This is a genomic window from Pseudomonas sp. BN606 (assembly GCF_029873115.1).
Taxonomy (GTDB): domain Bacteria; phylum Pseudomonadota; class Gammaproteobacteria; order Pseudomonadales; family Pseudomonadaceae; genus Metapseudomonas.
Genome location: NZ_SSOF01000057.1, coordinates 40,874 through 61,617 on the forward strand (window position 1 = coordinate 40,874; position 20,744 = coordinate 61,617).

The 20,744-nt window shown below is 64.5% G+C and carries 16 protein-coding genes and 1 riboswitch; of the genes, 13 read left to right on the top strand and 3 right to left on the bottom strand.

All coding sequences use genetic code 11. The features are described from left to right. Positions 1 to 9: 9 nt before the first annotated feature. Both metK and ligB read left to right on the top strand, forming a co-directional pair. Positions 10 to 1,200 carry a methionine adenosyltransferase gene (metK, locus tag E8E75_RS09570; protein ID WP_120653521.1) on the top strand — a complete coding sequence of 397 codons (1,191 nt, stop codon included), beginning with the start codon at positions 10 to 12 and terminating at the stop codon, positions 1,198 to 1,200. A 171-nt stretch (positions 1,201 to 1,371) separates the two neighbouring features. Then, positions 1,372 to 3,042 (top strand): NAD-dependent DNA ligase LigB, encoded by a 1,671-nt coding sequence (gene ligB / locus E8E75_RS09575; RefSeq protein ID WP_153918774.1) that lies wholly within the window; start codon positions 1,372 to 1,374, stop codon positions 3,040 to 3,042. On the opposite strand, the gene E8E75_RS09580 is transcribed toward ligB, so the two are convergent. From E8E75_RS09580 to E8E75_RS09590, 3 genes are all read right to left on the bottom strand, one after another. Continuing rightward, positions 3,036 to 3,488: a cytochrome c gene (locus E8E75_RS09580; protein WP_120653523.1), complete on the bottom strand. Its 453-nt coding sequence runs from the start codon at positions 3,486 to 3,488 to the stop codon at positions 3,036 to 3,038. The genes ligB and E8E75_RS09580 overlap by 7 nt on opposite strands. A 283-nt stretch (positions 3,489 to 3,771) precedes the next feature. Continuing rightward, on the bottom strand, positions 3,772 to 4,158 hold the full coding sequence (locus tag E8E75_RS09585) for an MAPEG family protein (protein ID WP_280358613.1): 387 nt from the start codon (positions 4,156 to 4,158) through the stop codon (positions 3,772 to 3,774). Positions 4,159 to 4,263: 105 nt separating this feature from the next. Beyond that, on the bottom strand, positions 4,264 to 4,653 hold the full coding sequence (locus E8E75_RS09590) for a hotdog domain-containing protein (RefSeq protein ID WP_120653525.1): 390 nt from the start codon (positions 4,651 to 4,653) through the stop codon (positions 4,264 to 4,266). Positions 4,654 to 4,838: 185 nt separating this feature from the next. Continuing rightward, positions 4,839 to 4,965: riboswitch (S-adenosyl-L-homocysteine riboswitch) on the top strand. A 22-nt stretch (positions 4,966 to 4,987) separates the two neighbouring features. Here E8E75_RS09590 and ahcY point away from each other — a divergent pair. From ahcY to E8E75_RS09645, 11 genes are all read left to right on the top strand, one after another. Continuing rightward, entirely contained in the window at positions 4,988 to 6,397 is a 1,410-nt protein-coding gene (gene ahcY / locus E8E75_RS09595; RefSeq protein WP_153918772.1) for an adenosylhomocysteinase, read from the top strand. Between the two features lie 94 nt (positions 6,398 to 6,491). Continuing rightward, on the top strand, positions 6,492 to 7,337 hold the full coding sequence (gene metF / locus E8E75_RS09600) for a methylenetetrahydrofolate reductase [NAD(P)H] (protein ID WP_120653527.1): 846 nt from the start codon (positions 6,492 to 6,494) through the stop codon (positions 7,335 to 7,337). Positions 7,338 to 7,721: 384 nt separating this feature from the next. Beyond that, a complete protein-coding gene (locus E8E75_RS09605) occupies positions 7,722 to 9,551 on the top strand; it encodes a DUF1302 domain-containing protein (protein ID WP_280358615.1) in 1,830 nt (609 codons plus the stop codon). Positions 9,552 to 9,574: 23 nt separating this feature from the next. Next, positions 9,575 to 10,936, top strand: coding sequence for a DUF1329 domain-containing protein (locus tag E8E75_RS09610; protein WP_153918770.1), 1,362 nt, complete (start codon positions 9,575 to 9,577; stop codon positions 10,934 to 10,936). 287 nt (positions 10,937 to 11,223) lie between these two features. Continuing rightward, positions 11,224 to 12,150 carry a LysR family transcriptional regulator gene (locus E8E75_RS09615; RefSeq protein WP_120653530.1) on the top strand — a complete coding sequence of 309 codons (927 nt, stop codon included), beginning with the start codon at positions 11,224 to 11,226 and terminating at the stop codon, positions 12,148 to 12,150. 145 nt (positions 12,151 to 12,295) lie between these two features. Next, positions 12,296 to 13,477 (top strand): M20 aminoacylase family protein, encoded by a 1,182-nt coding sequence (locus E8E75_RS09620; protein WP_153918768.1) that lies wholly within the window; start codon positions 12,296 to 12,298, stop codon positions 13,475 to 13,477. After that, positions 13,474 to 14,763 carry an MFS transporter gene (locus tag E8E75_RS09625; protein WP_153918766.1) on the top strand — a complete coding sequence of 430 codons (1,290 nt, stop codon included), beginning with the start codon at positions 13,474 to 13,476 and terminating at the stop codon, positions 14,761 to 14,763. The genes E8E75_RS09620 and E8E75_RS09625 overlap by 4 nt, the downstream gene beginning before the upstream one ends. A 16-nt stretch (positions 14,764 to 14,779) precedes the next feature. Continuing rightward, positions 14,780 to 16,252: a CapA family protein gene (locus E8E75_RS09630; protein ID WP_120653533.1), complete on the top strand. Its 1,473-nt coding sequence runs from the start codon at positions 14,780 to 14,782 to the stop codon at positions 16,250 to 16,252. Between the two features lie 144 nt (positions 16,253 to 16,396). Next, positions 16,397 to 17,473 carry a M14 family metallopeptidase gene (locus tag E8E75_RS09635; protein ID WP_120653534.1) on the top strand — a complete coding sequence of 359 codons (1,077 nt, stop codon included), beginning with the start codon at positions 16,397 to 16,399 and terminating at the stop codon, positions 17,471 to 17,473. Positions 17,474 to 17,585: 112 nt separating this feature from the next. Beyond that, positions 17,586 to 18,347: a transporter substrate-binding domain-containing protein gene (locus E8E75_RS09640; protein ID WP_153918764.1), complete on the top strand. Its 762-nt coding sequence runs from the start codon at positions 17,586 to 17,588 to the stop codon at positions 18,345 to 18,347. 181 nt (positions 18,348 to 18,528) lie between these two features. Beyond that, entirely contained in the window at positions 18,529 to 20,502 is a 1,974-nt protein-coding gene (locus E8E75_RS09645) for a DEAD/DEAH box helicase (protein WP_178123477.1), read from the top strand. Positions 20,503 to 20,744: the final 242 nt, after the last annotated feature.

A 20,744-nucleotide genomic window follows, 5' to 3' on the forward strand; every position in this document is an offset into this window, starting at 1 on the left:
AACCGATAGATGAGCGAATACTCCCTGTTTACCTCCGAATCCGTGTCCGAAGGCCATCCGGACAAGATCGCCGACCAGATTTCCGATGCCGTCCTCGACGCCATCATCGCCCAGGACAAGCACGCCCGCGTTGCCTGCGAAACCCTGGTCAAGACTGGCGTTGCGATCATCGCCGGTGAAGTCACCACCTCCGCCTGGGTCGACCTGGAAGAGCTGGTGCGCAAGGTCATCATCGACATCGGCTACGACAGCTCCGACGTCGGCTTCGACGGTGCCACCTGCGGCATCCTGAACATCATTGGCAAGCAGTCCCCCGACATCAACCAGGGTGTCGACCGCTCCAAGCCGGAAGACCAGGGCGCCGGTGACCAGGGCCTGATGTTCGGCTACGCCAGCAACGAAACCGACGTGCTGATGCCTGCCCCGATCTGCTTCTCCCACCGCCTGGTGGAGCGTCAGGCCGAAGCGCGCAAGTCCGGCCTGCTGCCGTGGCTGCGTCCGGACGCCAAGAGCCAGGTCACCTGCCGCTACGAAGGCGGCAAGGTCGTCGGGATCGACGCCATCGTGCTGTCGACCCAGCACAACCCCGACGTGAAGTACTCCGACCTGCGCGAAGGCGTGATGGAGCTGATCGTCAAGCACGTGCTGCCGGCCGAGCTGCTGCACAAGGACACCCAGTTCCACATCAACCCGACCGGCAACTTCGTGATCGGCGGCCCGGTGGGCGACTGCGGCCTGACCGGTCGCAAGATCATCGTCGACTCCTACGGCGGCATGGCCCGTCACGGTGGCGGCGCATTCTCCGGCAAGGACCCGTCCAAGGTTGACCGTTCGGCTGCCTACGCCGGCCGTTACGTGGCCAAGAACATCGTCGCCGCCGGTCTGGCCGAGCGTTGCGAGATCCAGGTGTCCTACGCCATCGGCGTGGCCCTGCCGACCTCCATCTCGATCAACACCTTCGGCACCGGCAAGATCAGCGACGAGAAGATCGTCCAGCTGGTTCGCGAGCACTTCGACCTGCGTCCGTACGCGATCACCAAGATGCTCGACCTGCTGCACCCGATGTATCAGCCGACCGCGGCCTACGGCCACTTCGGTCGCAATCCCTATGAAATGACCTACGGCGAAGACACCTTCACCGCGTTCACCTGGGAGAAGACCGACAAGGCCGAAGCCCTGCGCATCGCCGCCGGCGTCTAAGCCCTGACCGATCTGCAGAAAGCCCCGCCTCGTGCGGGGCTTTTTGTTGGGCAACCGGGGCGATCCCGAATGCCCACAACCAACCACGCCCGAACGGACAAGCGATTCAGCGCCCGCTGACAAATCCCGCTCCTAGACTGGCCGCCTTCCCGATGAGCAAGGAGGCTCGCCATGAAACCCTGGACATCCCTTCTCTTCTTCCTTCCCGGCCTCGCCCTGGCCGACGCCTGCCCTGATTGGCAAAGCGACCGCGCCAAAGCCGAACTTGCATCCCTCGCAAACCGAATCGCCGACTGGGATTTCGCCTATCACAGCGAGGGCCGCGCGACGGTGGACGACGAACTCTACGACCAGGCCCGTACGCGACTCGCCCTCCTGCGTGACTGCTTTCCCGATGCAGCATCGCCAGTACGCGATCCCCTTGCGGGCAACCCCGGCAAGACCCTCCATCCGGTTGCTCAGACGGGCCTAGACAAGTTGCGGGACATCGACGACCTGCGCCGTTGGATGGGCCAACGCCGTGACCTCTGGGTCCAGCCCAAGGTGGATGGCGTAGCCGTCACCCTGGTCTATCGCGAAGGCCGCCTGGTCCGGGCCATCAGCCGGGGCGACGGCAGCCAGGGGCAGGACTGGACGCATCAGGCCAGGCGCATTGCCGCCGTTCCCGAGCGTCTGGCCGGCATCGACGACGCCATACTCCAGGGTGAGCTGTACTGGCGGCTGGAAGGCCATGTACAGGCACAACGCGGGGGCCAGGGTGCACGCGGCAAAGTAGCCGGATTGCTCAATCGACGGGCGCTGGCCAAGCACGATGCCCGCGGCATTGGTTTCTTCGCCTGGGACTGGCCGGACGGGCCGGCGCAGATGGAAAAGCGCCTGCAAGGCCTTCAGGCCATGGGTTTCGCCGATGCCGTGGCGCTGAGCCGTCCCGTCGCAAGCGCCGAAGAAATCGCTGCCTGGCGCGAACGCTGGTACCGCTCGCCACTGCCGTTTGCCAGTGACGGCATCGTCATTCGCCAGGGTACGCGGCCCGCGGCAGGGAGTTGGAAGCCGCAACCGCCGAACTGGGCCGTGGCCTGGAAGTACCCGTTCGCCAAGGCCTTGGCGGAGGTGCGTTCAGTGGCGTTCAAGGTGGGGCGCACCGGTCGGGTCACGCCGCTGCTGAAACTGTCGCCGGTCGAACTGGATGGCCGGCGCATACAACGCGTCGGCCTTGGCTCGCTCAGGCGTTGGCATGAACTGGATATCCGCCCCGGCGACCAGGTCGCCATTGCACTGGCCGGTCTCACCATTCCACGGCTTGAATCCGTGGTTTTGCGTGCTACCGAACGGCCCTTGGTGGAGGCGCCTTCGCCCAGCCGTTATCACGCCCTCAGCTGCTTTCGCCCGGAACCCGGTTGCCAGGAGCAGTTCCTTTCACGCCTTGAGTGGCTGGGTGGCCCCAAGGGCCTGGCGCTGGAAGGGCTGGGACGCGGAACCTGGGCGCGTTTGGAACTGAATGGCCTGTTGGGCTGGTTGGATCTGGACGCCGCCGCATTGGCGGCTAGGCCGGGCATCGGCGCGACGCGCGCGACCGCCCTGGCGGAAATTTTCCAGCAAGCCCGTGGGCGGCCTTTCAGGCAATGGCTGCGCGCGCTGGGGGTACCGCCCGCAGGCGCGAAGGAGCCGCAGGGGGACTGGAAGGCGCTGGCGGGCAGGACAGCCGCGCAATGGCAAAAACTGGCGGGCGTCGGGTCGGGCAAGGCCAGACAACTGGTGGCCTTCTTCCAGCACCGCGAGGTACTCGCGCTGGCGGACCACCTTGAGGTCACCGGGGTAGATGGATTTTCCGCGCCTCAGTAGGCGCGGAACTCCTTGTGACAGGCCTCGCAGCTGTCTTCTACCTTCTGCACCAGCGGCGCAACGCCCTGGGCGGTAACCGGACGGGCCTGGGCGGCGCTGGCAAGCTGGCCTGTGCTGGCCTCGAGCTCACGCACCAGTTCCTTGAAACGCTCCTGGCGCTGCCAGACCTCGTCACGAGCAGCGCTGTCCGCGTCGCCTTCCTGAACCTGCGGGAAGTGCTGCCAGGGCTCGCGGGACAGTTGGTCGAGCTTGGCCGCCCCAGTGGCGAAGCGCTGCTCGTCGAAGCTGATACGGCCGCGCAGCATGCCGCCGAGATCCTCGCTGGTGCGCAGCATCTCCTTGAAGATCGCCTGGCGCTTGCCCAGCGGCGAATTGGGGTCCACGCCACCGCAGGCGGCAAGGCCCAGGCAGGCGGCAGCAAGGATCAGAAGCTTCATGGCTTTCATCGACAGGATCACGGGTAGGACTGGAGGCGGGCGACAGTATCCCCACCTGTCCGGCAAATACCAAGCCTGGCGACAGTTTGTCGCAGAACATGGAATTGGAGATCCGCGCCGTAGCGACGCGCTTCTCCAGCCACAATCAAGTCGTTCGCAGCCAAGGAGAAAACCGATGAAGCGACACCTTTCCCGCCCGCTCGCCCTGATCGCCAAACGCCAGGCCAAGCTGGAGGAGGTGCTAGCCGAGCTGGCCGCCGCGCAAGAGGCCTGGGACCGCTGACCGCGGGGATCAGACGGAAACGACGAACACTGCCGCGATCAAGCTCATGCCGGCGAACCACACCACGGAACGCAACGCAGCCCAGTCGGCCAGGTAGCAGATGAAATACAGCACGCGGCTGGCGATGAAGGCGACAGCGAGCATATCCAGAGTGTCCTGGCTGGCGGTGCCGGCCAGGTGGCCGATGATCACCGCCGCAACGAACGCCGGAGTGACTTCGAAGGCATTGAGCTGCGCGTTGTGGGCGCGCTTGCGCCAGCCATCGAGACTGGCGAGAAACGAGCGCGGATCGTGGTTCTGGCGGAGACCGAAATCACCCCCGGTGAACTTGGCCGCGGCGGTGGACAGGTAGGGCAGGAACAGCGCGATCAGTACGCACCAGTAGGCAAGGGTCACGGCAGCTCCGTGAGGGTTGGGTCAGGCGGCGAGCCTGCCCTTCCCTTTCACACACAGCCATGGCCGGCCGTTCGCAATGATCGGCACCTGGGCCAATGGCGCGGCCTATTCCTTGAACTGGTCCTTGATGTAGGTGATCTCCCGCTTGCCATGGGGCGCCGGCAAGCCATCTTCGCCAATGTTGACGAAGACCATCTTGTCGATGGTCAGGATGCTCTTGCGGGTGATCTTGTTACGCACTTCGCAACACAGGGTGATCGAGGTGCGGCCGAACTCGGTGGCGGTGATGCCCAGCTCGATGATGTCGCTCTGGCGCGCCGAGCTGACGAAGTTGATCTCGGAGATGAACTTGGTGACCACGCGCTGGTTGCCGAGCTGGATGATGGCGTAGATGGCCGCTTCCTCATCGATCCACTTCAGCAGGCTGCCGCCGAACAGCGTGCCGTTGGGGTTGAGGTCTTCGGGCTTGATCCATTTACGCGTATGGAAGTTCATGCAACGTCCTCCTTGTGTGGGATGGAATGGATCATGAACGGCCATCCACCGCTTGTCGCGGCAAGGCTTTCAATGGCTGCGATAGGTGCTCGTCGGGGCGACGGAAAGCCTTGGGCTTGCCCGCCAGCGTCGCTATAATCCGCAGGTTTTCCAAACGACCGGCACAGCCCGGTCGTTCCCGCCTCCCTTCCGAGGGGCGCTGCAGCAAGTGGTGCCTGTTTCGAATCAGGCTCCGCCTGTCAGGCTCGGAAGGGGCGTAGACCCGGTCGGCAACCCGCTGATCGACAAACGCATCAACGGCGCCCATTCGCACACTACGAATGGAGACTCACGCATGAGCGCTGTCATGACGCCCGCCGATTTCAACGACTTCAAGGTCGCCGACATTTCCCTGGCCGCCTGGGGCCGCCGCGAGCTGATCATCGCCGAATCCGAAATGCCCGCCCTGATGGCCCTGCGCCGCAAGTACGCCGGCCAGCAGCCCCTGAAAAGCGCGAAGATCCTCGGCTGCATCCATATGACCATCCAGACCGGCGTGCTGATCGAGACCCTGACCGCCCTGGGCGCCGAAGTGCGCTGGTCGTCCTGCAACATCTTCTCTACCCAGGACCAGGCCGCTGCCGCCATCGCCGCCGCCGGTATCCCGGTCTTCGCCTGGAAGGGCGAGACCGAGCAAGAGTACGAGTGGTGCATCGAGCAGACCATCCTCAAGGACGGCCAGCCGTGGGACGCCAACATGGTGCTGGACGACGGCGGTGACCTGACCGAGATCCTGCACAAGAAATACCCGCAGATGCTGGAGAAGATCCACGGCATCACCGAAGAAACCACCACTGGCGTGCACCGTCTGCTCGACATGCTCAAGGCCGGCACCCTGAAAGTCCCGGCGATCAACGTCAACGACTCGGTGACCAAGAGCAAGAACGACAACAAGTACGGCTGCCGCCACAGCCTGAACGACGCCATCAAGCGCGGCACCGACCACCTGCTGTCGGGCAAGCAGGCACTGGTGATCGGCTACGGCGACGTGGGCAAGGGCTCGGCCCAGTCCCTGCGCCAGGAAGGCATGATCGTGAAGGTTTCCGAGGTCGACCCGATCTGCGCCATGCAGGCCTGCATGGACGGCTTCGAAGTCGTTTCCCCGTACAAGAACGGCCTGAACGACGGCACCGAAGCCAGCGTCGACGCCGCGCTGCTGGGCAAGATCGACCTGATCGTGACCACCACCGGCAACGTCAACGTGTGTGACGCCAACATGCTCAAGGCCCTGAAGAAGCGCGCTGTGGTCTGCAACATCGGCCACTTCGACAACGAAATCGACACCGCCTTCATGCGCAAGAACTGGGCCTGGGAAGAAGTGAAACCCCAGGTGCACAAGATCCACCGCACCGGCAATGACGGCTTCGACCCGCTGAACGAGGACTATCTGATCCTGCTGGCCGAAGGCCGCCTGGTTAACCTGGGCAACGCCACCGGCCACCCGAGCCGGATCATGGACGGTTCCTTCGCCAACCAGGTGCTGGCGCAGATCCACCTCTTCGAGCAGAAGTTCGCCAACCTCTCGGCTGACCAGAAGGCCCAGCGCCTGACCGTGGAAGTGCTGCCGAAGAAGCTGGACGAAGAAGTGGCCCTGGAAATGGTCAAGGGCTTCGGCGGCGTGGTCACCCAGCTGACCCGCCAGCAGGCCGACTACATTGGCGTGACCGTGGAAGGCCCCTTCAAGCCGGACACCTACCGCTACTGATGGTCCGGGTGGACGGGCCCGTCCCGTTCACCCCCGTTTTCAGCCTGGCGGAGGGTACGCCCTCCGTCTCTAGCTCCCGAGCCTGGAAAGACCCATGTCCCAAGAACGCCGTTACAGCTTCGAGTTCTTCCCCGCCAAGACCGAAGCCGGGCACGAAAAACTGATGGCCACCGCCCGCACACTGGCCAACTACCAGCCGGATTTCTTCTCCTGCACCTATGGTGCCGGCGGCTCCACCCGCGACCGTACCCTGCAGACCGTGCTGCAGCTGGACGGCGAGGTGAAGGTGCCTACCGCCCCGCACCTGTCTTGCGTCGGCGACAGCAAGGCCGAACTTCGTGCCCTGCTGGCCCACTACAAGGACGCCGGTATCCAGCGCATCGTCGCCCTGCGCGGCGACCTGCCATCGGGCATGGGCATGGCCAGCGGCGAGCTGCGCTTTGCCAACGAACTGGTGGAGTTCATCCGTGCGGAAACCGGTGACCACTTCCATATCGAAGTCGCCGCCTACCCGGAAGTCCACCCCCAGGCGCGCAGCTACGAGGCCGATCTCGCCAACTTCGTGCGCAAGGTCAAGGCCGGCGCCAGCAGCGCGATCACCCAGTACTTCTTCAACGCCGACAGCTACTTCTACTTCGTCGAACGTGCTCGCAAGCTGGGTGTGGATATCCCGGTGGTACCGGGCATCATGCCGATCACCAACTACAGCAAGCTGGCCCGCTTCTCCGACGCCTGCGGCGCGGAAATCCCGCGCTGGATCCGCAAGCAACTGGAGGCTTATGCCGATGACGTGCAGAGCATCCAGTCCTTCGGCGAGCAGGTGATCACCGAGATGTGCGAACAGCTCCTCCAGGGCGGCGCCCCTGGCCTGCACTTCTACACCCTGAACCAGGCTGAACCGAGCCTGGCGGTCTGGAAGAACCTCAACCTGCCGCGTTGAGTTCTGCGTAGAAGACAAGAAGGCCGGGCACTGTCCCGGCCTTTTTATTTATGTACAAGCGATTTGAATCGCGAATGAATTCGCTCCCACAATCGGTGCCGGTTTCGCCAGTACGCCGCATCCCCCTCACATCCTGCTTATCGGGATAACCCCCGGTTATTTGCGGCCAGCGCCCACCAGATCGGTGTTTCCGGGTTTCTGCTCCCTCCCCGTCGCTTCCCGCACGTCCACCATCCTCACCTTTGGCTATGGGCATAAGGATTATTCAGAGGTCAGGACGCCACCGCCTTACCTAGGATGCCCCCGCACCTGTCATCAGGCTGCAAAGAAGCGTGTGCCCGGCGGGTCTTTCCGCGGGCCTTCTTTGACCAGGCGGAGAGCATCATGAAAAGAACAACAAAAGGCGCGGGGACCATGTATCCCAGCGTTCTGGCCCTGGCTGTAGCACTCTCGAGCGCGCAACCTGCAAAAGCCGCCAGTTTCAATATCGGGGAAATCGAGGGACGTTTCGACTCGTCGCTGTCCATCGGCGCCAGCTGGGCGATGGACGAGGCCGACGCTGCCTTCATCGGCAAGGCCAACGGTGGAACCGCGTCGACCCGCACCAGCGACGACGGACGACTGAATTTCAAGAAGGGCGAAACCTTCTCGAAGATCTTCAAGGGCATCCATGACCTCGAACTCAAGTACGGCGACACCGGCGTCTTCCTGCGCGGCAAGTACTGGTACGACTTCGAGCTGAAGGATGAGCACCGCCCGCTCTACGACATAGACGACAGCGGCCGCGACAACGCGGCCAAATCATCCGGCACCCAGCTGCTGGACGCCTTCGTCTACCACAACTACCTGATCGATGACCTGCCGGGCAGCGTGCGTGCCGGCAAACAGGTGGTGAGCTGGGGCGAAAGCACCTTCATCGGCAACGGTATCAACGCCATCAACCCCACCGACGTTGCCTCGTTCCGTCGACCGGGCTCGGAGATCAAGGAAGGCCTGATCCCGGTGAACATGCTCTACGCCACCCAGGGCCTGACCGAGAACCTCTCGGTGGAAGGCTTCTACCAACTGGAGTGGGACAAGACCGTTCTGGACAACTGCGGCACCTTCTTCGGCAGCGACACCGCGCCCCAGGGTTGCAACCTCGGCATGACCACTTTCGGCACCGACTTCGATCGTGACCCTGCACGCTATGGCTGGGTACCGCGCGAGGCCGACGACGACGCCCGCGACGGCGGCCAGTTTGGCGTGGCCCTGCGCTGGCTGGTACCGGAGCTGAACGACACCGAGTTCGGCTTCTACGCGCTCAACTACCACAGCCGCACCCCGGAGAGCGTGTGGACCGTGGGCCGCCCCAGCCTGGCCGCCATCAACGGCGCGCCAGGCCCGGCGACTGCACGCTACCACCTGGCCTACCCCGAAGACATCCGCCTCTACGGCATCAGCTTCGCCACCACCACCCCGGATGGCACCGCGTTGTCAGGCGAGATCAGCCACCGGCCGAACATGCCGCTGGCGCTCAATGGCACCGATGTTTCCACCGCGGCCAGCGTTGGCCAACTGACGGACCTGCTGCGCCTCAAGGGCCTGGCAATCTTCGATACCGACTGGGCCGACACGGCGCCCGGCAGCCCGGTGCAGGGCTACAAGCGCATGCCCTTCACCCAGGCCCAGGTCACGGCGATACACAGCTTCGACCAGGTGCTGGCCGCGGACCGCCTGAACATCGTCGGCGAGGTGGGCTTCAGCCATATCGGCGATCTCGGCTCCACCGACGGTACCGACCTGCGCTTCGGCCGCAGCAGCGTCTACGGCATGGGCTCGCTGGCGGGGGCCGGCACCGCGACCATCCCCGGTGTGGGCACGCTGCGCGGCAACCAGCTGTGCACCCGCCTGCTTAACACCGCTAACCCCGACCAATGCACCGACAAGGGTTTCTATACCCAGAACTCCTGGGGTTACCGCCTGCGCGCGCAACTGGAGTTCAACGACGCCATCGCCGGTGTGAACCTAAAGCCCAACCTGGCCTTCGCCCATGACGTCGAGGGCTACGGCCCGTCCTTCACCGAAGGCAACAAATCGGTGAGCGTCGGCCTCGACGCCGACTACCTGTCCACCTACACCGCCAGCCTGAGTTACACCGACTACTTCGGCGGCGACTTCAACACCAACACCGACCGCGACTTCCTCGCCTTCAGCGTCGGCGCGAGCTTCTGAGGTCCCTGCACATGAGATTGAACATGATCGATTCACGACTCCTGCGCGCCGGCTGCTTCGGCCTCGGCCTGATCGCCACCCAGGCATTGGCCGCAGTGCCTGTCGACCAGGCCACGCGCCTCGGCGCCGACCTCACGCCCATAGGCGCGGAGAAGGCCGGCAATGCCGATGGCAGCATCCCGGCCTGGACCGGTGGCCTGGCCAAGGACGCCGGCACCCGCGATGCCGATGGTTTCCTTTCCGACCCGTATGCCGCCGACCAGCCGCTGTTCACCATCACTGCGCAGAACGCCGAGCAGTACAAGGACAAGCTGACCCCAGGCCAGTTGGCCTTGTTCAAGCGCTACCCGGACAGCTACCGGATTCCGGTGTACCCGACCCGTCGCTCCATCAGCCTGCCCCAGGGCTACCTGGACGCCAGCCGCGAGAATGCCACCCACACCCAGCTGGCGGAAAACGGCAACGGCCTGCAGAACTACAAAAGCGGCGGCCTGCCCTTCGCCATCCCGAAGGACGGCCTGGAGGTGATCTGGAACCATATCGGCCGCTACCGGGGGCTGTCCCTGCAGCGCCAGGTGGTGCAGGCCTCGCCCCAGGCCAATGGCGCCTACACGCCGAGCCTGGTCAAGCAGCAGTTGGCCTACCCGGTGGGCCTCTCCGATTACTCGCCCACGGAGATGGAGAACATCCTCTACTTCTACCGCGAGGAATTCCTCTCTCCGGCGCGCTTGGCCGGCGGTGTGCTGCTGATCCACGAGACCATCAACCAGGTCAAGGAACCGCGCATGGCCTGGCAGTACAACGCCGGCCAGCGCCGCGTGCGTCGCGCGCCGCAGATCGCCTACGACAGCCCCGGCGCCGAAGGCATGCGTACCCTGGACGACTTCGACATGTTCAATGGCGCGCCGGATCGCTTCGACTGGAAGCTGGTGGGCAAGCAGGAGCTGTACATCCCCTACAACGCCTACAAGCTGGGTTCGCCCAAGCTGAAGTACAGCGACATCATCAAGCCCGGCCACCTCAATCCTGAGCACACTCGCTATGAGCTGCACCGTGTCTGGCATGTGACCGCGACCCTGAAGCCGGGCCAGCGCCACATCTATTCGCGACGCGATCTCTTTATCGACGAAGACAGCTGGCAAGCCGCCGAAGCAGACGCCTACGACGGTCGCGGCAACTTGTGGCGCGTTTCCGAAGGTCATACCAGCTTCTTCTATGATCAGCAGATGCCCCTGTTCAACGCCGAGACCCACTACGACGTGCAGTCTGGTCGCTACGCGGTGAATGCTCTCTACAACGAAGAGAAGAACGCCTACCAGTTCGGCATCAACTACAGCCGCAAGCAGTTCACTCCCAACGCCCTGCGCGCCACGGGTATCCGCTGATTTGCATCGTGCTCCACCTTGGCGGCCCTCGGGCCGCCTTTTTCTTGACCGGATCGGGCCATGGACACCTTGTAGGGGCGATTTCAATCGCCAGGCAGGCCGAAGGTCTGCCCTTGAATACTGCTGGGGGCAGCTACGCCACCCTTGGCGAATGAGTTCGCCCCTACGGGAGAAGCGAATCCGCGAACGCTCTGCACAGCCGCACCGGCTGAAACGTCTCTTTACAGCACCCGGCCCACTTTTTGCCTTACAGTCGGCCCCACCACCGAACTCATCCGGGCCCATTCATGAAGTTGCACCAGCTCCGCGCCATTGTCGCGATCTGCGAGAGTGGCAGCATCCAGGAAGCCTCGCGGCTGCTCCACATTTCCCAGCCCGCCCTGTCCAAGGGCATCAAGGAACTGGAAGCCGAACTCGGCGTACCTCTGCTGGTGCGTTCCAACCGCGGCATCACCCTCACCGAATTCGGCGAGCGCCTGGTACGCCGCGCGCGGCTGATCCTCGAAGAGGTGCGCCGCGCCCGTGACGAGATCGAAACCCTCAAGGGCGTCATGGACGGCAAGGTCTCCATCGGCGTCTCTCCGGTAACGCCCGGCGCCCAGTTCATCGCCAGCCTCAACCGCTACCGCAAGCGCTACCCCAAGGTGCAGGTGCAGATCCACGAATTGCGCCCCTCCAAGCTGATGGAGGGCCTGCGCGAAGGCCTGCTGGATCTGGTGCTCACCTCCCTGCCCGCCTCCCGCAGCAGTGACGGCTTCCACTGGACCGAACTGTTCACCCAGCCGACGGTGCTTGCCGTGCGCAAAGGCCATCCGCTGCGCCATGTGCGCACCCTGAACGAGTTGCGCGACCAGGAATGGCTGCTGCAGGACTCACTGGAGCAGTCACGGGTCGGCTGGATGTTCGAGAACTATCAGGTGGAGCCGCCGGAGCGGATCATCGAATGCGCCTCGGTGGTGTTGTTCTCCGAACTGGCGCTGAATACCGATGCGATCAGCTATTGGTCGCTGCGGGTCCTCGACCATGTGCGCAAACTCGGCCAGGAACTGGAGATCATCGATCTGGTGGAACAGGTGCCGCCGATGAACATCTCGCTGGTGTGCCGCGACCAGGAACTGATGACGCGCGAAGCCCAGGCGCTCACCGACGAGCTGGTCTACGCCTACAAGAACCCCGCTGCCAAGGCCGGCCAGTCGCTGAACCCCACCTCCTGAGGCAATCCGCCTCGTCCCACCGTGCTGCCGTCGCCGCAGTGCGTGCATAACCAAAGCCGATACGCATGCCCAGAGGTGATTATCCCGGCCACCCTGGGCTGCGGCATGCTGCGCGCCATGCTGAACACGACAACAAGGGCAAACCATGCAGCTCATCCCACAGATCCTGGCCTGGCAGGATGAATTCGCGCAGATTCGGCGCCAGATCCACCAGCATCCCGAACTTGGCTTCGAGGAACGGATCACCAGCGAATTGGTGGCCGGCTACCTTCGCCAGTGGGGCTATGAAGTTTTCGCGGGCGTCGGCGGTACCGGCGTCGTCGGCGTGCTGCGCAACGGCAGCAGTGCGCGCAGCATCGGTATCCGCGCCGACATGGACGCCCTGCCGATCCAGGAAGAAAGCGGCGTCCCCCATGCCAGCTGCGAAGCCGGCAAGATGCACGCGTGCGGCCATGATGGGCACACCACCATCCTGCTTTGCGCAGCACGCTACCTCGCCGAAACCCGCCGGTTCGACGGCACCCTCAATCTGATCTTCCAACCCGCAGAGGAAACTCTGGGTGGTGCGCGACGCATGATCGAAGACGGCCTGTTCGAGCGCTTCCCCTGCGATGCGGTCTACGCACTGCACAACATGCCGGGACTGCCGGTGGGGGCTTTCCTGACCCAGCCCGGCGCCATGAGCGCGTCGTCCGACGTGGCGACCATCCGCCTGATCGGCGTCGGTGGACACGGCGCCATGCCACACAAGGCCCGCGATCCCATCGTCGCTGCCGCCGAGTTGTTGCTGGCGCTGCAAACCATCGTCGCGCGCAACGTGCCAGCCGGCGAAGTGGCCGTGGTCACCGTCGGCGCCATCCAGGCCGGTGAGGCCCATAACGTGATCCCGGATGTGGCCACGCTGAAGCTCAGCGTTCGCTCCACCCATCCGGATATCCGCAAGCTGCTGCGCCAACGTATCAGCGAGATCAGCCAGGGCGTCGCCCAGGTCCATGGCATCGAGTTGGACCTGGACTACGAAGAGCGCATCGGCGTGCTGATCAATACCCCAGCCGAAACCGCACTGCTGCAACAGGTGGCGCGTGAGCTGGTGGGTGAGGAAGCAGTGCTGACGAGCGTTCCCAGCGGTTATCTCGGCAGCGAGGATTTCGCCTCCATGCTGGAAGTGCGGCCCGGCTGCTACATGGTGCTGGGTAACGGCAACAGCGGGCCGAGCGGCTGCATGGTCCACAACCCCGGCTACGACTTCAACGACGCCGCCATCCCTTTCGGCGCCAGCCTCTGGGCACGCCTGGTGGAAACGAGCCTGAACGAGGCAAACGCATGAACGCCCCTTCCGACAGCCGCCGCCCGCTGGTGGTAGCGCTGCTGATGACCGTGATGGTCATCAGCGTGCTTGACAAGAGCATCTTCGCCTTCGCCGGCCCGCAGATCATCGACGAGCTGAAGCTCTCACCCGAGCAGTTCGGCTTCATCGGCAGCGCATTCTTCTTCCTCTACTCCATTTCCGGCGTGCTGGTGGGCTTCCTCGCCAACCGCCTACCGAGCCGCGGCATCCTCGCCGGCATGTCGGTAGTGTGGATGGCCGCCCAATTGTTGACTGCCCTTTCCAGCAGCCTCTTCGCCCTGGTGGCGAGCCGCATGCTGCTTGGCGCCGGCTGCGGCCCAGGCACCGCGGTAACCCAGCACGCCTGTTTCAAATGGTACGACCGGCGTGAGCGAGTCCTTCCCGCTGCCTTGATCCAGGTGGCGATCATGCTCGGAGCCATCCTCGGCGCACTCTCGCTGCCGCTGCTGATCCAGCACCTGGGCTGGCGCTCCGGCTACCTGATCCTCGCCACCATCGGTCTCGTCTGGCTGGTGCTGTGGTTGATGGTGGGCCGCGAGGGCGGGCACGATGACGCCGAGAACGAACCGGGCCATGGCGCCGTGTCCTACCGCCACCTTTTGCTGAACCGAACTTTCGTCTTCATCACCCTGGCCGGCTTCTGCACCTACCTGCCCACGGCACTGATCTACAGCTGGGTTCCCACGTATCTGCAAAAGGGCCTGCACATGAGCCCAATGCAATCCGGCTACGTGGTAATGGCAGCCACTGTCGGGGTGATCGTCCTCAACCTGGTGGTTTCCGGCCTCTCCCAGCGCGCCCTCAAGCGTGGCGCCAGTGTGCGGGTGGCCATGGCCCTGCCGCCAGTGGTGGCCTGCCTGATCGGTGGCGTCGCCCTCAGCTTGATGGGCTTCTTCGAACAGGGCCTACTCGCCACGCTAGGCCTCTACCTGCTGGGCGGGATCGTGGTGAACCTGCTGCCCGCCTTCGCCAACTCCATCGTCGCCTACATCGCCCCAGCCCGACAGCGCGGCAGCATGTTGGCCATCCACATCGGCCTGATGACCAGCGCCGGCATGCTCGCCCCCCACGTAGTCGGCCAGGCCATCGGTTGGGAAGGCGGCGATCTGGTCCTCGGCTTCGAGTTGGCCGTCGGCCTGTTCGGTACAGCCCTGCTGGCCGGAGGCCTGCTGGGCCTGTTTCTGATCGACCCCGAGCGCAGCCGCCAGAAACTCGCCGCTCGCGCAGCCCAATCCCCCAACGCCCCGGCCCCGTGCCAGGCCTGAGTCAGGAAATCGCTCCATGTATCAACGTGTCAAAGCCCCGCAGCAGCGGCCCGCCACCCTCGAGTTGCAACCCACCTGGCGCGAGGCCGAGGTCGAAGACGGCTTCTGCGTGGTCGCCGTTGGCGACATCATCATCACCCACGCCATCGCCCAGAAGCTCAAGCGCAAGTCGCCGGAGTTGCTGGCAATCCTCGGCCGGGGCGATGTGGTGGTCGGCAACTACGAAGGCTCGGCCATCGACCTGAAGACCTACGACGGCTACCCGGAAGCCGAGTCCGGCTTCGCCTGGCTGATCAGTGACCCGGACGCCCCGGCGGACCTCGCCGCCCTGGGCTTCAACCTGATGGCCCGCGCCAACAACCATGCCCTGGACTGGGGCGCGGCAGGCATGCGCATGACCAATGAGCTGCTGGATGCCGCCGGCATCGCCCACGCAGGAACCGGCGCCAGTCTCTCCGCCGCTCGCGCCCCGGCCTTCGTCAACACGGACTGCGCGCGGGTGTCACTGATCTCCTACGCAACCACCTTCGAAGCCAATTCACCGGCCAACGATGGCCTCGGCGTGGTGCCGCCGCGTCCCGGCCTGAACCCGCTGCGCACAACGCCCCATCGACTGGTATCGGCCGAAGACTTCGCCGTACTCAAGCGCCTCAATGACCAGGAAGCGTTCCAGGACCATTACCTGCTCAAAGCCCTCTACGGCCAGCACAGTGTGCACCTGGGGATGGCACTGCACTACCGCGTCGACCCAAGCGCCGCGCCGGGCTCCCTGCGCATCCACTACGAGTGCGACAAGCGCGACCAGGCGGACATCCTGCTGAACCTGCGCCAGGCCAAGCAAACCTCCGACTTCACCATCGTCGCCCAGCACACCCACGAGCCGGACAACTTCACCTCCTCAGTGCCCAATTACCTGCCGGCACTGGCCCGCAGCCTGGTGGACAACGGCGCCGACATGCTCTGCGGCCATGGCCCGCACCAGATCCGCGGCATCGAGGTCTACAACGGCAAGCCGCTGCTCTACTCCCTGGGCAATTTCTGCTTCATGGACAACAGCCAGCAGGTGATTGCCCGTGACGAGTGGGAAGAAATGGAATGGATGGCCGCCGAGGCCATCGTCGGCCCCAAGGGCATCACCAACCCGCGCATTTCCACTCCGGCCGAATTCCTCGAGTGGAAACGCGTGGTGGGCATCTTCAGTGAGCCGATCTGGTTCGAAAGCGTGGTTGCCGAATGCCGCTTCAACGCCGAAGGCCGCCTCAAGGAACTGCTGCTACACCCCATCGAACTGGGCTTCGAAGGACGTGACGCCGAGCGCGGCATTCCGCGCCTGGCCTTCGACAGCGAGGACAACCAGCAGCAGGCACGGCGCATCCTCGAGCGCCTGCAGGTGCTGTCCGCGGAATTCGGTACACGGATCGAGATCGACACCGTGGAGTTCGGCCAACGCATCAGCAGCATTGGCCGGGTGCTGATTCCGACAACCTGATCGACTCGCGCCACATCTGGCGGCCCACCCGGCCTCCGGACGCTCTCCAACCCTGATTCGCTGTCGCCAGGCGCCGGCCACAAGCCGGTGCCCGGGCACGGCTGCGCCCGTGAACGACCAAGGGCGCCTGACCCGGAACCTGAAATGGACCTGACCTGTTTCTCTCGCGATTACGCGGAGGCCCGCGAAAAATTCCTCGAAATCTGCCACCAGCGCCGCCTCACCGTGGAATCCCATAACCACCCGATGCAGGGTCGCGACAATGAGCAACTTGCACTGGATGTGGCCTTCAGTGGCCCGCGCGACGCCACCAACCTGCTGGTGATCAGCAGCGGCTGTCACGGCGTCGAGGGATTCTGCGGCTCGGCGATCCAGATCGACCGTCTGCGCGACGGAGACTGGAACGAGCGCTGCCGGCGCGACAACCTCGCCGTGCTTTACCTACACGCACTCAATCCCTACGGCTTCTCCTGGTTGCGGCGGGTGAACGAAGACAACGTCGACCTGAATCGCAACTTCGTCGACTTCGGCCAACCGCTGGCGGACAACCCCGATTACCGGGCGGTGGCCCCCTGGCTGATGCGGCCGGGGCTGCTGAGCGACTTGCGTCTGGTGGGCTATGCACTGCGTCATGGCAGGAAAAGCCTGCAGGCCGCTATTTCACGGGGCCAGCACAGTGACCCGCATGGCCTGTTCTTCGCCGGCGCCCGCCCAACCTGGAGCAACCTGACCCTGCGCCGGGTACTGCGCGAACACGCTCGCCAGTGCCGGCGTATCGCCTGGATCGACGTGCATACCGGGCTCGGACCACAGGGCGTCGGCGAGCGCATCTACAAAGGCCGCCAGCGTGCCGAAGACATCGCCCGCGCACGCCATTGGTGGGGCGAGCAAGTCACCAACAGCGCCGAAGGCAACTCGGTGTCGGCCCGACTCAACGGCACGCTCGACCAGATGGTGATGAGCGAATGCGCCCAGGCCCAGTACAACGGCCTGACCTTGGAATACGGCACGCTGCCCGGACGCAAGGTCCTCTCCGCACTACGTGCCGAGCAGTGGCTGCAAAACCACCCGAATACCGCTCCGGCGGTCCACCAGCGCATCAAGGAGCGCCTGCGCGGCGCGTTCTATCCGCAGCGGGACGGTTGGAAGCGCGAGGTGCTCGACCAGGCGCGCGAAGTGCTCGACCAGGCCCTGGCCGGGCTGGCCAGCCCCCTGGGTTGATGGCGACTGTAGCCGCCTTCGTGATCGCCCCAGTGGCGAAGGCGGTCACAGCTTCGGCGCATTGACCTTCGACTTACTACCCATCGCGCTTGCGGCCACGTAATCTGGCCACATGCCAGTACTTCGCATAGTCCTTCTCACCCTGCTCGCATGTCTCGGCTCAGCCGCCCTGGCCGAGCCCCTGCGCATTGTCAGCGAACCCTGGGCGCCCTACATATTCGAAGAAGAAGGCCAACTCCGTGGCCTGGATTACGAGGCCAGCGCCATCGTTTTCCAACGCATGGGCATCGAGGTCCAGTGGAGTCTGATGCCCTGGAAGCGCTGCCTGATGGAATTGGAAAACGGTCAGGCCGACGCGGTGCTGGACATCTTTCGCAATCAGGAACGCGAGTCGCAGATGGTCTTCCCCGCAGAACCGCTGTCGGAAGTGGAGTTCGTGCTGTTCTATGCGCGGCAACGACCCTACCCGTTCCAGCGCCTGGCCGATCTTCGGGGCCTCAAGATAGGTGTTTCCCCCGGTTACTGGTACGCCGACCAGGCTTTTCGTACCTCGCCACTGTTCACCCGCGAACCGGCGCCGACCCACGAGGCCAATCTCGGCAAGCTGGTGCGCGATCGGGTCGATCTCGTGGTCAACGACCGCCGCGCCGGCCTATACCTCGTCCACCAGATGGGCCTGGAAACGCAGATCGCCAGTCATCCCAGGGCGATCAGCCGCGACCGCTTGTACCTCGCCTTCCGCCGTCAATCGCAACTGGAAAGCCTGGCCGCGCCCTCCGGCGAAGCGCTCAGGCGTTTCAAGCAGGAACCGGCGTACGCACAGCTCGTGGCCCGTTACCGCGAACCGGGCCAGGAAATCTCCAGCAACCGTTGAGCGCCGCGATGGCTGTACATTCTCGAGGAGCTGTTATACTCGGCGCTCCGTCAGGCATACGCCCGGATGCTGAGCCACCCTAGAGCCAGCAGGACCGGTCGGGATCGCGAGCCATCGCTGCGATTCGAGCCAGACAAGATCACCCTTTCGGGCCAGCCCCTAGAACTACACAGGATCTCCCATGTCCTTTGCTTCCCTCGGTCTCTCCGAGGCATTGGTCGGCGCTGTCGAAGCCGCCGGCTACGCCCAGCCCACCCCCGTGCAACAGCGGGCGATTCCCGCCGTGTTGCAAGGTCGCGACCTGATGGTTGCGGCCCAGACTGGCACCGGCAAGACTGCCGGTTTCGCGCTGCCGATTCTCGAGCGCCTGTTCCCCAACGGTCACCCAGACAAATCCCAGCGGCACGGCCCGCGCCAGACGCGTGTACTGGTCCTGACCCCAACCCGCGAACTCGCGGCCCAGGTCCATGACAGCTTCAAGCTCTATGCCCGTGACCTGCATCTGGTCAGCACCTGCATCTTCGGCGGCGTCGGCATGAATCCGCAGATCCAGGCCGTTTCCAAGGGCGTGGACATCCTGGTGGCCTGCCCCGGCCGCCTGCTCGACCTGGTTGGCCAGGGCGCCGTCGACCTCTCCCATGTGGAGATCCTGGTGCTCGACGAAGCCGACCGGATGCTCGACATGGGCTTCATTCACGATGTGAAGAAAGTCCTCGCCAGGCTGCCGTCCAAGCGCCAGAACCTGCTGTTCTCGGCGACCTTCTCGAAAGACATCGTCGACCTCGCCAACAAGCTGCTACACGATCCCGAACGCATTGAAGTGACGCCGCCGAATACCACGGTGGAGCGCATCGAGCAGCGCGTGTTCCACCTGCCAGCCGGCCACAAGCGCGCCTTGCTGGCGCACCTGATCACGGTCGGTGCCTGGGAACAGGTGCTGGTCTTCACCCGCACCAAGCACGGCGCCAACCGTCTGGCCGAGTACCTGACCAAGCACGGTCTGCCCGCCGCGGCGATCCACGGCAACAAGAGCCAGAACGCTCGCACCAAGGCCCTTGCAGACTTCAAGGCCAACGACGTGCGTATCCTGGTGGCGACCGATATCGCTGCCCGCGGCCTGGACATCGACCAACTGCCCCATGTGGTCAACTTCGAACTGCCCAACGTCGAGGAAGACTATGTGCACCGCATCGGCCGTACCGGCCGTGCCGGCCGCAGTGGTGAAGCCATCTCCCTGGTTGCCCCGGACGAAGACAAGCTGCTCAAGGCCATCGAGCGCCTGACCAAGCAGAAGATCCCGGCCGGCGATACCCAGGGCTTTGACCCAGCGACTGTCGAAGCCGAACGCCCCGAAGCCCGGGCGCCGCGCCCCGAGCGCCAGCCGCGCGCCGACAAGCCCAAGCGCGAAGGCAAGCCGCAGCAAGCGTCCCAGGGTCCCAGTGAGGCCAAGGAAGCTGGCGACGACTCCGAAGCCAAGCCGCGCAAGAGCCGCAACCGCCGCAGGGGCAAAGGCAAAAGCCAGGAACAGCAGGGCCAGGGCCAGGAGCAGAAGGCCGCAGCCCCGCAGCAACAACCCAAACAGGCACGTCCGCAACGCCCGCCGCAGCCGGCGGCTGATCGTGACCCTGAAGAGTTCCTCGACGACGACGTGGACAACTTCGGCAATCGCGCCGACTACGTCAGCCCCTACCCGCCCAAAGGCCAGAACCAGGGTCGCAATCAGCGCCGTGGCGGCCAGGGCCAGGCTCAAGGCCAAAAACAGGGTCAGAAGCAGGGCCAGGGCCAGGGACAAGCCCAGGGCCGCAACGGCCAGGGGCGTGGGCAAGGCCAGGGTGAGAACCAGGGCCGGCGCCAAGGAGGTGGTGGTCAGGGCAGCGGCCAGAAGCAACAAGGCCAGAAGCAAGGCCAGCAGCGTCAGGGCAAGCCCGCCAACAAGACTCGCGGCAACGGCCAGCGCCGTGGTGAAGATCAACTGGTATCCCGTGGTCGCGACGAGCCAGCGGTTCAGGATCCTCGCGCCAACAAACCGGCTCCGAAGATCATCATGAAAGAGTCCCGCGCCGACCGTTTCCCAACGCCGGAGCAGTTGGACGAGCTGCAGCAGAGCAACCGCCCGCGCGGTGAGAAACCAGCATTGCTGACCCGCAATCGCTGAGTCCCTCCTGCTCATGAAAACGCCGGCCCAGTGCCGGCGTTTTCGTTTCCGGGGGTTCGTGCATTTTCGGCAGGAGGGGTTTCAACCGCAATGCAGGTCAAAGGCCTGCCTGCACGAATCGGCGGAGCTGCCTCACGTCGATTTCGCGGATGATTTCGCTCCCACAACGCCGGGCATCCGAACGCCCGCACGTCCCATGGTGAGCCGGACAGCAAAACGCCGGCTGTGAGCCGGCGTCCTGA

Coding starts and splice junctions, on each gene's coding strand:
- metK (WP_120653521.1), top strand. CDS start 10: ATGAGCGAATACTCCCTGTTTACCTCCGAATCCGTGTCCGAAGGCCAT.
- ligB (WP_153918774.1), top strand. CDS start 1,372: ATGAAACCCTGGACATCCCTTCTCTTCTTCCTTCCCGGCCTCGCCCTG.
- E8E75_RS09580 (WP_120653523.1), bottom strand. CDS start 3,488: ATGAAAGCCATGAAGCTTCTGATCCTTGCTGCCGCCTGCCTGGGCCTT.
- E8E75_RS09590 (WP_120653525.1), bottom strand. CDS start 4,653: ATGAACTTCCATACGCGTAAATGGATCAAGCCCGAAGACCTCAACCCC.
- ahcY (WP_153918772.1), top strand. CDS start 4,988: ATGAGCGCTGTCATGACGCCCGCCGATTTCAACGACTTCAAGGTCGCC.
- metF (WP_120653527.1), top strand. CDS start 6,492: ATGTCCCAAGAACGCCGTTACAGCTTCGAGTTCTTCCCCGCCAAGACC.
- E8E75_RS09605 (WP_280358615.1), top strand. CDS start 7,722: ATGAAAAGAACAACAAAAGGCGCGGGGACCATGTATCCCAGCGTTCTG.
- E8E75_RS09610 (WP_153918770.1), top strand. CDS start 9,575: ATGATCGATTCACGACTCCTGCGCGCCGGCTGCTTCGGCCTCGGCCTG.
- E8E75_RS09615 (WP_120653530.1), top strand. CDS start 11,224: ATGAAGTTGCACCAGCTCCGCGCCATTGTCGCGATCTGCGAGAGTGGC.
- E8E75_RS09620 (WP_153918768.1), top strand. CDS start 12,296: ATGCAGCTCATCCCACAGATCCTGGCCTGGCAGGATGAATTCGCGCAG.
- E8E75_RS09625 (WP_153918766.1), top strand. CDS start 13,474: ATGAACGCCCCTTCCGACAGCCGCCGCCCGCTGGTGGTAGCGCTGCTG.
- E8E75_RS09630 (WP_120653533.1), top strand. CDS start 14,780: ATGTATCAACGTGTCAAAGCCCCGCAGCAGCGGCCCGCCACCCTCGAG.
- E8E75_RS09635 (WP_120653534.1), top strand. CDS start 16,397: ATGGACCTGACCTGTTTCTCTCGCGATTACGCGGAGGCCCGCGAAAAA.
- E8E75_RS09640 (WP_153918764.1), top strand. CDS start 17,586: ATGCCAGTACTTCGCATAGTCCTTCTCACCCTGCTCGCATGTCTCGGC.
- E8E75_RS09645 (WP_178123477.1), top strand. CDS start 18,529: ATGTCCTTTGCTTCCCTCGGTCTCTCCGAGGCATTGGTCGGCGCTGTC.